Genomic DNA, 10,335 nt, shown 5'->3' on the forward strand with positions numbered 1-10,335 from the left:
TCTGCGGGCAAATGCCTACAGCTAAAAGAATCAAACCTACAGGAGTGTTCACCGTGAACCGCCTGCTATTGAACTGCGACATCGGCGAGAGTTTCGGCAACTGGACCATGGGTCTGGACGCCGAGGTCATGCCCTTCATCGATTGCGCCAACATCGCCTGCGGCTTCCACGCCGGCGACCCGAGCATCATGCGCAAGACCGTCAGCCTGGCCTTGAGCAACGGCGTGCAGATCGGCGCCCATCCGGCGTATCAGGATCTGGTCGGTTTCGGCCGCCGTTCCATGGCCTACACCGCCCAGGAACTTCAGGACATTGTGCATTACCAGATCGGCGCCCTCGACGGCATTTGCCGGGCTCAGGGCGGGCGGGTGAGTTACGTCAAGCCGCACGGCGCGATGTACAACGACATGATGGCCAACCCGGCGCAATTGCGCGCGGTGCTTCAGGCTGTGGCGTCCTATGATCGTGAGTTACCGCTGATGTTGATGGCCACTCGCGACAACAGCGCAGCCCAGCAGTTGGGCGATGAATACGGCGTGACCCTGTGGTTCGAAGCCTTCGCCGATCGCGCTTACGACAGCGCGGGAATGCTGGTCTCGCGGCAACTGCCAGGCGCAGTGCATCACGATCCCGAAACAATTATTGAGCAGGCGCTGACCATTGCCCGCGGGGGCAACCTTACGGCCAGCGATGGCAGTGCCTTGCATTTGCAGGCCAATACCCTCTGCGTACACGGCGACAATGCCAGTTCGGTAGCCGCCGTGCGGCGTATTCGCGAAGCACTTGATCAGCAGAGTGCGCCATGAAAATCCGGGTCGAAGTGGTGGCGCTGGATTGCCTGATGGTGCGCCTGTTCGATGAGATAGCCGAAGCGAACATGCCGTGGATGCTCGCCGCCAGTGAAAGTCTGCGTGCTGCGTTCGCCGGGCATCTGATCGATCTGGTGCCGTCCTATACGACGTTGATGGTGCATTACGATCTGACCGCGTTGAGTCCGGCTCAGGCTCGGGAACTGATCGCTGAGGCCCTGATCGATCTGTCGCCCAACACCGGCCCCCGCGGCAAATGTCATGTGTTGCCGGTCTGGTATGACTTGAGCGTTGGCCCGGAGTTGAGCCTGTTGTCCCAGCGCAGCGGATTGGCCGTGGATGAAGTGATCCGCCGCCACAGCGAGCGCGAATATCAGGTGTTCGCCTTGGGTTTCGCGCCGGGTTTCGCCTTCATGGGGTTGGTGGAAGAAGCGCTGGCCGCGCCGCGTCTGAACACTCCGCGTAAAAAGGTGGCCGCCGGCAGTGTCGGCATCGCCGAACGGCAAACGGCCGCTTACCCGGTGGTGTCCCCCGGTGGCTGGAATCTGATCGGCCGCACCCCGGCCAAATTGTTCGACCGCGAACGCGACGGCTACAGCCTGATGCAACCGGGCGATACAGTGCGCTTCGAAGCCGTCAGTCATGCCGAATTCATCAATTTGGGCGGTGATGACACGCCGTTGGAGGCGCAGGCATGAGTCGTCTATCAATAGAAGCGAGTACACCGCTGTGTTTGTTGCAGGATGCTGGCCGTTTCGGCGTGCGGCATCTGGGCGTGACCCAGGGCGGGGCGGCGGATTGGCGATCGATGTCGTGGGCTAATTGGTTGCTGGGCAACGGCCTGGATGCACCGGTGATTGAAATCACCCTCGGCGGGTTCACCGTCGTTGCCGAAGAGGATTGCGTGCTGGCGTTGGCCGGGGCGGATCTGGGGGCGCAGGTGGATGGCGAGGCGTTGGCGCCGTGGCGCAGTTTCAGGCTGAACAAAGGTCAGCAATTGCAATTCACTCAGCCGCTGCTTGGCGCTCGGGCATATTTGGCAGCCCCGGGCGGATTTGATGCGCCAAAGGTGTTGGGCAGCAGCGCAACGGTTGTCCGTGAGGAACTCGGCGGGCTGGATGGCATGGGCCGGGCGTTGACCAAAGATGCGCAGTTGAGCTACTCGGGGAGCTCACTGCTACTGTTGCGGGAATTGGCGCGCGAACAGGTACCGGATTTCAAACTCAACGCGCCGCTAGACCTGGTGCTCGGTGCCCAGATCGGCGAGTTCAGTGGGCAGAGTTCGTTTGACGCGTTCAACAGCATCTGGACCCTCGACAGCCGTGCCGACCGGATGGGCATACGCTTGCTGGGAACGGCGTTGCAGTATCAGGGTAAACCGATGATTTCCGAAGGCATCCCGCTGGGTGCGGTTCAGGTGCCGCCGGACGGGCAGCCGATTGTGTTGCTCAATGATCGGCAGACCATTGGGGGTTATCCGCGATTGGGGGCGTTGACGCCGTTGGCGCTGGCGCGACTGGCGCAGTGTTTGCCGGGGGCGCAGGTGCGGTTGCGGCCGGTGGTGCAGGAAGTCGCGCATCGGGAGCAGGTCGAGTATTTACGCCGTTTTTTTAACTGCTAAAAGCATCCCGAGCAGGCTCGCTCCCACATTGGATTTTGGTCGTACACAAATAATGTGTTCGCTGGATATCAACTGTGGGAGCGAGCCTGCTCGCGATAGCGGTCGAACAGACGACGAAGATTACTTGGAAAGAAACCGCATCCCTTCTTCCAAACCCCGCAACGTCAGCGGGTACATCTGGTCGTTGATCAAGTCCCGCACGATGTTGGTCGAAGACGTATAGCCCCAGGTATCTTTCGGATACGGGTTGATCCAGATGACCTTTTTGTACTTCTCCATGAACCGCTGCATCCACACATAACCCGCTTCTTCGTTCCAGTGCTCGACGCTGCCGCCGGCCTGGGTGATTTCGTACGGCGCCATGGCGGCGTCACCGATGAAGATCACTTTGTAGTCGGCGCCGTATTTGTGCAGCAGATCCTGGGTCGACGTGCGCTCGGACGTGCGGCGCATGTTGTTCTTCCACACCGATTCATAAATGAAGTTGTGGAAGTAGAAATACTCCAAGTGTTTGAACTCGGTCTTGCAGGCCGAAAACAGCTCTTCGCAGATCTTCACGTGGGCGTCCATCGAGCCGCCGATGTCGAACAGCAGCAACAACTTGACGGTGTTGCGCCGCTCCGGACGCATCTGGATGTTCAGTAGCCCGGCATCGCGTGCGGTGTGGTCGATGGTGCCATCGATGTCCAGCTCTTCCGCCGCACCCTGGCGCGCGAATTTGCGCAACCGTCGTAGGGCGACCTTGATGTTGCGCGTGCCCAGCTCCACCGAATCGTCGAGGTTCTTGTACTCGCGCTGATCCCAGACCTTGACCGCTTTGCCCTGGCGCTTGCCGGCATCGCCGACGCGAATGCCTTCCGGGTTGAAGCCGCCGGAGCCAAACGGACTGGTACCGCCCGTGCCGATCCACTTGTTACCGCCGGCATGACGTTCTTTCTGTTCTTCGAGGCGTTTCTTGAACTCTTCGATCAACTTGTCCAGGCCGCCGAGGGACTGGATCGCCGCCCGCTCTTCGTCGGTCAGCGAACGCTCGAATTCCTTGCGCAACCAGTCTTCCGGGATCAATGCCTGAAGGTGATCGTCGAGTTTTTCCAGGCCATTGAAATAGGCACCAAACGCCCGGTCGAACTTGTCGAAATGCTTTTCGTCCTTTACCAGAATCGCCCGGGACAGGTAATAAAACTCGTCCATGTCGGCGAAGGTCACGCGTTGCTTCAGCGCGTTGATCAGGTCCAGCAGCTCCCGTACCGAGACCGGTACTTTGGCTGCGCGCATTTCATTGAACAGGTTAAGCAGCATGGCTATCGCCCTCTATCTTGTTAAACAGAGGGATCAGCGAGTGCCGCGACGGCTCATGAACGCCAGACGTTCAAGCAACTGCACGTCCTGTTCGTTCTTCACCAAAGCGCCTGCCAGCGGCGGAATGGCCTTGGTCGGATCGCGCTCGCGCAGCACCGCTTCGCCGATGTTGTCGGCCATCAGCAGCTTCAGCCAGTCCACCAGTTCGGAGGTCGATGGCTTCTTCTTCAGGCCCGGCACCTTGCGCACGTCGAAGAACACGTCCAGCGCTTCGCTGACCAGGTCCGTCTTGATGTTCGGGTAGTGCACGTCGACGATTCTCTGCATCGTGATGCGATCCGGGAACGCGATGTAGTGGAAGAAGCAGCGGCGCAGGAAGGCGTCAGGCAGTTCTTTCTCGTTGTTGGAAGTAATGATGATGATCGGGCGTTTCTTGGCTTTGATAGTCTCGTCGATCTCGTAAACGTAGAACTCCATCTTGTCGAGTTCTTGCAGCAAGTCGTTCGGGAACTCGATGTCAGCCTTGTCGATTTCGTCGATCAGCAGGATCACCCGCTCTTCGGACTCGAAGGCTTCCCAGAGCTTGCCCTTTTTCAGGTAGTTGCGTACGTCGTGGACTTTTTCCGTGCCCAGCTGCGAGTCGCGCAGACGGCTGACCGCGTCGTACTCGTACAGGCCTTGATGCGCCTTGGTGGTGGACTTGATGTGCCAGGTGATCAATTTGGCGCCGAAGGACTCGGCCAGTTGCTCGGCGAGCATGGTCTTGCCGGTGCCCGGTTCGCCCTTGACCAGCAGCGGACGCTCCAGGGTGATGGCGGCGTTGACCGCCAGCTTCAGGTCATCGGTGGCGACGTAAGCCTGGGTGCCTTCGAACTTCATCTGCTAATCCTCGAACGGTAACGCCGACCTGAACGAAGCAGGGCGGGGTGCAATAATTGTAGTACCCGACTATAACGCGGTGCCCGGTCGACTGTGAACGCAGACGGCTTATTCAGTCTCTGAATGGGGCGTCACATCTTGACTCAGTCTCGGCCGCTAGCCAGTATTGAGATATCGCCATTTTGGCGATAGCTTGCTGGGCATGTCTACTAAATACCGATTTCGCGATACGTACCGCATTCAGTTGCGCGAGAAGGATCATCCGCCGCCCCATGTCCACCTGACCGGTGGTGGGCTGGACGTCATGCTCAGCCTGGAAACCGTTGAAGTGATGGTGGGCAAGGCTGCCGCCGCTGATTATCAAGGAAGCGCTGGAGTGGGTCAGGGCCCATCAGGTGCAATTGCTGGAGGATTGGAAACGATGTTACCCATGAAACGACCACGGCTGTCGTCCGTGCAGGCGCTGCCGGATCACCGCCTTATGCTGACCTTTATCGACGGTCAGCAACTGAACCTCGATTTGAGTCGGGACCTGCGCGCCTACCCTGGGTTGCAGCCATTGCTGGAGGTTGGCGCTTTCGAAGGGGCAACCTTGGGTGATGAAGGCTGGAGCGTTGAGTGGCCCGAACTGGACATCCAGATCGGCGCTGACACCCTTTATCTGGATGCACTCGCACAAAACGCATCGGACGAAAATACCCGGATCTTCATCGACTGGCGCGCTCGCACAGGGTTGCCGCTCAATCAGGCGGCCGAAGCGTTGGGGGTCAGTGCCCGCAGCATCACGCGCTACAGCAGTGGTCGTGAAGCCGTTCCGCGATCACTGGCACTAGCCTGCCTGGGCTGGGACTTCTTGCAGCAGCAATCGAACCCGGCGCGGGCGGCGGAAGAAACCGGTCGTTACACCGTCATGCGTAAGTCTTAACCGGCGTCCGGCTTGGGCCGTTCGTATTGGGCATTGAAGGCCTGGATGAAGCCGTTGCGTAAAATCTGCAAAAAAGCCTCGAATGCGCTGATATCTCGCTGATGCACACTGCCCCTGAGTTGGACGCGAGTGGCAAACTGGTTTTTCGGCTGGTTCTTCAGCACATTCTCGGTGCCCCCGACGATGGCCTCCCAAATGGAACGGAAAATCCCTTTGTTCTTGTTCTCGACGTCCTGCTGCCAATTGAACACGTCGACGTCCTTCAGCAGCGGTTTGATGTAACCCGTCAATTGAGCTTTTTTAGCCTCGGCTTCAATGACCACATCACCGTGACCGGCATTGAAGTCGAACTTGCCATAGGCCGAGGCGAAGTCGTTCATGCGTTTGAGTTCGATGTCCTTGACCCGCAGGCGGAACTCGAAATCTTCAAAGTTGCTTAAAGGGTCGAAGGTTGCGGTAGTTTCCAGTGGCGCGTGCCCGAGTAACAGCGCCTTGCCCTCGAAGCGAGCGTCGCGTTTGCCTTTGGTGTCGACCACGTTGGTCAGGTTGTAAATGCTGGCATTAACCTGGGTGGCATTCATGTTCACGGGCGGTTTTGAATTGAAGTTTCGAAAGGTGATCCGCCCGTCGTTGATCCGCACTTCGTTAAGGGTTATCGGCAACAACTTTTCCAATTGTGCTCGCCAGTCGGTGCCCTCACCGGTCTGGGAGTTTTTCTTGTTGGCACCGCCGTCGACGAAGTTCACCTCGGGTTTGTCGAACTGCGCCTCGGCCACCACTGCGTGGTCATGCCAGAGCGAGTGCCAGCTGACGGAGAGGTCAATCAATGGCGCGTTGACGAAAGGCACCGGGACCTTGCCATTGACCTTGACGATTTTCAGTCCATTGATTTTGTAGGCGCCGCGCCACAGGGCCAGGTCCACATCAGTGATCTGGCCACGGTAGTCACCCATGTCTGCCAGCTTGTCATTCAGGTAGTCGCGCACCATATAGGGCAGGGCGATGTGCAGGGCAACCAGCAACACAACGAGGCCGGCGAGGATCCATAGGGGCCAACTGTATCGGCGTTTCATGATGGCAAATCTCTGGCGTTGTAAAGTCATTGACTGCTGTGGTTACGGGACGTTCGACTGACTGGACGATCAAGGGCAACAGGCATACCTTTGAGAGCTTATTTAACGCTGTATAAGGACCCAGCCATGAGCCGTATCTACGCTGACAACGCCCATTCCATCGGCAATACACCGCTGGTGCAGATCAACCGTATCGCCCCGCGCGGCGTGACCATCCTGGCCAAGATCGAAGGGCGTAACCCCGGTTACTCGGTCAAGTGCCGGATCGGTGCAAGCATGATCTGGGACGCCGAAAGCACCGGCAAACTCAAGCCTGGCATGACCATCGTCGAACCGACCTCAGGCAATACCGGTATCGGCCTGGCATTCGTTGCTGCGGCTCGCGGTTACAAGCTGATGCTGACCATGCCGGCGTCCATGAGTATCGAGCGACGCAAAGTGCTCAAGGCTCTGGGGGCCGAACTGGTACTGACCGAACCAGCCAAGGGCATGAAAGGATCGATCGAAAAGGCTGCGGAAATTGTCGCCAGTGACCCGGCTGCCTACTTCATGCCGTCGCAGTTTGAAAACCCGGCCAACCCGGCCATCCACGAAAAAACGACCGGTCCGGAAATCTGGAACGACACCGACGGTGCAGTCGACGTATTGGTGGCAGGCGTCGGAACAGGTGGAACCATTACCGGGGTTTCGCGGTATATCAAGAATACCCAAGGTAAACCGATTATCTCGGTGGCGGTGGAGCCAGCGGTGTCTCCGGTCATCACCCAGGCAATGGCCGGTGAAGAAATCAAGCCGAGCCCTCACAAGATCCAGGGTATTGGTGCCGGTTTTGTGCCGAAGAATCTTGATCTGTCGATGGTCGATCGGGTTGAGTTGGTCAGCGATGAAGAATCCAAGGCCATGGCCCTGCGCCTGATGCAGGAAGAAGGGATTTTATGCGGCATTTCCTGCGGCGCCGCCATGGCGGTGGCCGTCCGCCTGGCGGAAACCCCGGAAATGCAGGGCAAGACCATCGTGGTGATCCTGCCGGACTCCGGTGAACGCTACCTGTCGAGCATGCTGTTCAGTGATCTGTTTACCGAGCAGGAGAATCAGCAATAGGCGTTGCGATTTTTGATCCAGTGGGAGGGGGTGATTCAGGTCAGCCCCCGTTCAGGAACCTTATGTTAAGAAGTGCTTTATTGCGCACGCCTTAACACTGAATGTTGAGTTATGCGGGTTTTTCCCGAGGCCGGTAGTGTTTATCATGGCCGGCTGCCACGTCGGGTAAATGGCGTGGTGCAGAGTTGTCTACTATCAAGGAGTTGTTGATGACCGTTTCCCTTGCCGCAAAGGCGTCGCTTTTGCTGTTGTTCTTCGGTAGCACTCTCTATGTGCATTTGCGCGGCAAGGCGCGTTTGCCGGTCTTGCGTCAGTTCGTCAACCACTCGGCTTTGTTCGCGCCCTACAACGCCTTGATGTACCTGTTCTCCAGCGTGCCATCCAAACCCTATCTTGACCGCAGCAAGTTCCCGGAACTGGATGTGCTCAAGGACAACTGGGAAGGCATCCGCGACGAAGCGATGCATTTGCTCGACGAGGGTTACATCCGCGCCGCCGAAAGGAACAACGACGCCGGGTTCGGTTCGTTCTTCAAGAAAGGCTGGAAGCGCTTTTACCTCAAGTGGTACGACAAACCACTGCCATCGGCCGAAGCCCTGTGCCCGAAAACCGTGGCACTGCTCAGCAGCATTCCCAACGTCAAAGGCGCCATGTTCGCGTTGCTGCCAGGCCGCAGCCACCTCAACCCGCACCGTGATCCGTTCGGCGGTTCCCTGCGTTATCACCTGGGGCTGTCGACGCCGAACTCCGACGATTGCCGGATCTTCGTCGACGGTCAGGTCTACGCCTGGCGTGATGGCGAAGACGTGATGTTCGACGAAACCTACGTGCATTGGGTCAAGAATGAAACCGACAAGACTCGGGTCATCCTCTTTTGCGACATCGAACGACCGCTGAGCAACCGCCTAATGACCCGCACCAACCGCTGGATCAGTGGCTTTTTGGGTCGCGCCACTGCACCGCAGAATCTTGAAGATGAACGTGTTGGCGGGATTAACCATGTTTACGCCTGGAGCAAGAACTCCAGCGACAAGTTCAGTGGTGTGATCAAACAATGGAAGCGTCGCAATCCCAAGGCCTACCGTGTGCTGCGACCGGTGTTGGCGGTGGTGGTGCTGACGTTGTTGGGGTATTGGTTGTTTGGGTGATTCCGAACACAGAAAAATATCAAGTGAAACACCCTCTTTTGTAGCAGGTCGCGTTGCAGCGAGCTGTTTTTACTGGCCATTGCAATCCATGTCAGTCGCTGGTTATAGTCGGCGCTCGGTGTTTTCCAACCCACCTTTCTACCCTTCAAAAAAGATCAGCCCATGCCAGCTTCCCACATCAACGCGGTAGTCGATTCAGCGGTCAACGCTGGCGTCGTGCCGTGCGGGAATCAGCAGCCTGCGCAGATCAGTCATTACCCTCCACCTGTCAGTAGCTCGCCGGTGTGCGCAGTCGTATCACCGCCAGGCGTTGGCTTTTCGGGCTGATCAGCTTTTTTCTGCTGTTCCCACGCCCGTCTGAAAAAGCCCCCGCTTGAAAAAACTACTGAATTTCAGCTTCGGCTGAGTTGGCTTTTTGCCTGACTACAGGTGGTATTCATGTTTGTCCTTTCGAAAAACACCGCTCTCGCGGCGGCGTCCACGAGCCTGTTCGTTTTGCTGTGGAGCAGCGGGGCGATCTTCTCCAAATGGGGCCTGGCCCACGCGTCACCCTTTGCCTTTCTGCTGTTTCGCTTCGCTATCGCAATCTGCGGATTGGTGCTGCTGGTGCCGTTGCTCAAGCTGAAACTGCCCAAGGGCGGCAAGCCGATGGTGTATGCGATGGCCACAGGCGTGGTGTTGTTGGGGGCTTATCAGATTTTCTATCTGCTGGCCCTGGACCTGAAAGTCACCCCGGGAGTGATGGCGACGATCATGGGCGTGCAGCCCATTCTCACGGTGGTGATCATGGAGCGTCAGCGATCAGCCAGCAGAATGTTCGGTCTGACACTGGGCTTGGCCGGGTTGATCATGGTGGTTTACCAGGGCATCGGTCTGGCCGGTATGTCGCTGGCCGGTATGCTCTTCGGATTGCTGGCACTGGCGAGCATGACGATCGGCTCGATCATGCAGAAACGCATCACCGACAATCCACTCGGCACGCTGCCAGTGCAGTACCTGGCGGGGCTGTTGCTCTGCGGAGTCTTCGTGCCGTTCCAGCCCTTTCATTTCAAATACAGCACCGGTTTTATCGTACCGGTGTTGTGGATGGGATTGGTGGTGTCGGTGCTGGCGACCTTGCTGCTGTATCGGCTGATTGCACGGGGCAATCTGGTCAATGTCACCAGTCTGTTTTACCTGGTGCCGGCGGTGACGGCGGTGATGGACTACCTGATTTTCGGCAACCGGCTGGCGGCGTTGAGCATGCTTGGCATGTTGCTGATCATCATCGGTCTGGTGTTCGTATTCCGTAAAACAGCGTAAAAACCAAAGGCCTGGAGCATTGCTTCGGGCCTAACTTATGCCGTTACAGAACGATGTTTTTACTGCTTTTAAGGTCAGGCCTCTCATCGCATAGACGTAACTGCCTGCAAAGCGGAAAGGTCTGACTGTATTCGAAGACCCTTCCGACATTAATCCTTTTTCCCCGTTGCTAACGTGC

Annotated in this window: 10 protein-coding genes and 1 pseudogene; 8 read left to right on the forward strand and 3 right to left on the reverse strand. The window is 57.7% G+C overall.

Going from position 1 to position 10,335, the window contains the following annotated elements; all coding sequences use genetic code 11:
- Window positions 1-53 precede the first annotated feature (53 nt).
- Genes QFX16_RS07495 through QFX16_RS07505 form a run of 3 tightly spaced genes read left to right on the forward strand, consistent with a single transcriptional unit; the run spans window position 54 to window position 2,430 of the window.
- Window positions 54-806: a 5-oxoprolinase subunit PxpA gene (locus tag QFX16_RS07495; protein WP_134422161.1), complete on the forward strand. Its 753-nt coding sequence runs from the start codon at window positions 54-56 to the stop codon at window positions 804-806.
- Window positions 803-1,507 carry a 5-oxoprolinase subunit B family protein gene (locus tag QFX16_RS07500; RefSeq protein WP_283183427.1) on the forward strand — a complete coding sequence of 235 codons (705 nt, stop codon included), beginning with the start codon at window positions 803-805 and terminating at the stop codon, window positions 1,505-1,507. The genes QFX16_RS07495 and QFX16_RS07500 overlap by 4 nt, the downstream gene beginning before the upstream one ends.
- A complete protein-coding gene (locus QFX16_RS07505; RefSeq protein WP_283183428.1) occupies window positions 1,504-2,430 on the forward strand; it encodes a 5-oxoprolinase subunit C family protein in 927 nt (308 codons plus the stop codon). Before QFX16_RS07500 ends, QFX16_RS07505 begins: the two co-directional genes overlap by 4 nt.
- 120 nt (window positions 2,431-2,550) lie before the next feature.
- On the opposite strand, the gene QFX16_RS07510 is transcribed toward QFX16_RS07505, so the two are convergent.
- Window positions 2,551-3,729 (reverse strand): vWA domain-containing protein, encoded by a 1,179-nt coding sequence (locus QFX16_RS07510; protein ID WP_046046088.1) that lies wholly within the window; start codon window positions 3,727-3,729, stop codon window positions 2,551-2,553.
- A 33-nt stretch (window positions 3,730-3,762) separates the two neighbouring features.
- Window positions 3,763-4,608 (reverse strand): AAA family ATPase, encoded by an 846-nt coding sequence (locus QFX16_RS07515; RefSeq protein ID WP_283183429.1) that lies wholly within the window; start codon window positions 4,606-4,608, stop codon window positions 3,763-3,765.
- Window positions 4,609-4,810: 202 nt separating this feature from the next.
- Between QFX16_RS07515 and QFX16_RS07520 the strand changes: the two are divergent.
- Window positions 4,811-5,042, forward strand: a pseudogene (locus tag QFX16_RS07520) (DUF4160 domain-containing protein).
- On the forward strand, window positions 5,030-5,533 hold the full coding sequence (locus QFX16_RS07525) for a DUF2442 domain-containing protein (protein WP_283183430.1): 504 nt from the start codon (window positions 5,030-5,032) through the stop codon (window positions 5,531-5,533). Before QFX16_RS07520 ends, QFX16_RS07525 begins: the two are co-directional and overlap by 13 nt.
- Here QFX16_RS07525 and QFX16_RS07530 read toward each other — a convergent pair.
- Window positions 5,530-6,636 carry a DUF748 domain-containing protein gene (locus QFX16_RS07530; protein WP_439900107.1) on the reverse strand — a complete coding sequence of 369 codons (1,107 nt, stop codon included), beginning with the start codon at window positions 6,634-6,636 and terminating at the stop codon, window positions 5,530-5,532. The genes QFX16_RS07525 and QFX16_RS07530 overlap by 4 nt on opposite strands.
- A gap of 96 nt (window positions 6,637-6,732) precedes the next feature.
- On the opposite strand from QFX16_RS07530, the gene cysK reads away from it, so the two are divergent.
- The 3 genes from cysK (at window position 6,733) to QFX16_RS07545 (ending at window position 10,157) form a co-directional block, all read left to right on the forward strand.
- Entirely contained in the window at window positions 6,733-7,707 is a 975-nt protein-coding gene (cysK, locus tag QFX16_RS07535) for a cysteine synthase A (RefSeq protein ID WP_283183432.1), read from the forward strand.
- A gap of 209 nt (window positions 7,708-7,916) precedes the next feature.
- Window positions 7,917-8,855, forward strand: coding sequence for an aspartyl/asparaginyl beta-hydroxylase domain-containing protein (locus QFX16_RS07540; protein ID WP_283183433.1), 939 nt, complete (start codon window positions 7,917-7,919; stop codon window positions 8,853-8,855).
- A gap of 438 nt (window positions 8,856-9,293) precedes the next feature.
- Entirely contained in the window at window positions 9,294-10,157 is an 864-nt protein-coding gene (locus QFX16_RS07545) for a DMT family transporter (protein ID WP_283183434.1), read from the forward strand.
- The last annotated feature ends 178 nt before the right edge of the window (window positions 10,158-10,335 follow it).

It is taken from the genome of Pseudomonas svalbardensis (assembly GCF_030053115.1).
Taxonomy (GTDB): domain Bacteria; phylum Pseudomonadota; class Gammaproteobacteria; order Pseudomonadales; family Pseudomonadaceae; genus Aquipseudomonas; species Aquipseudomonas svalbardensis.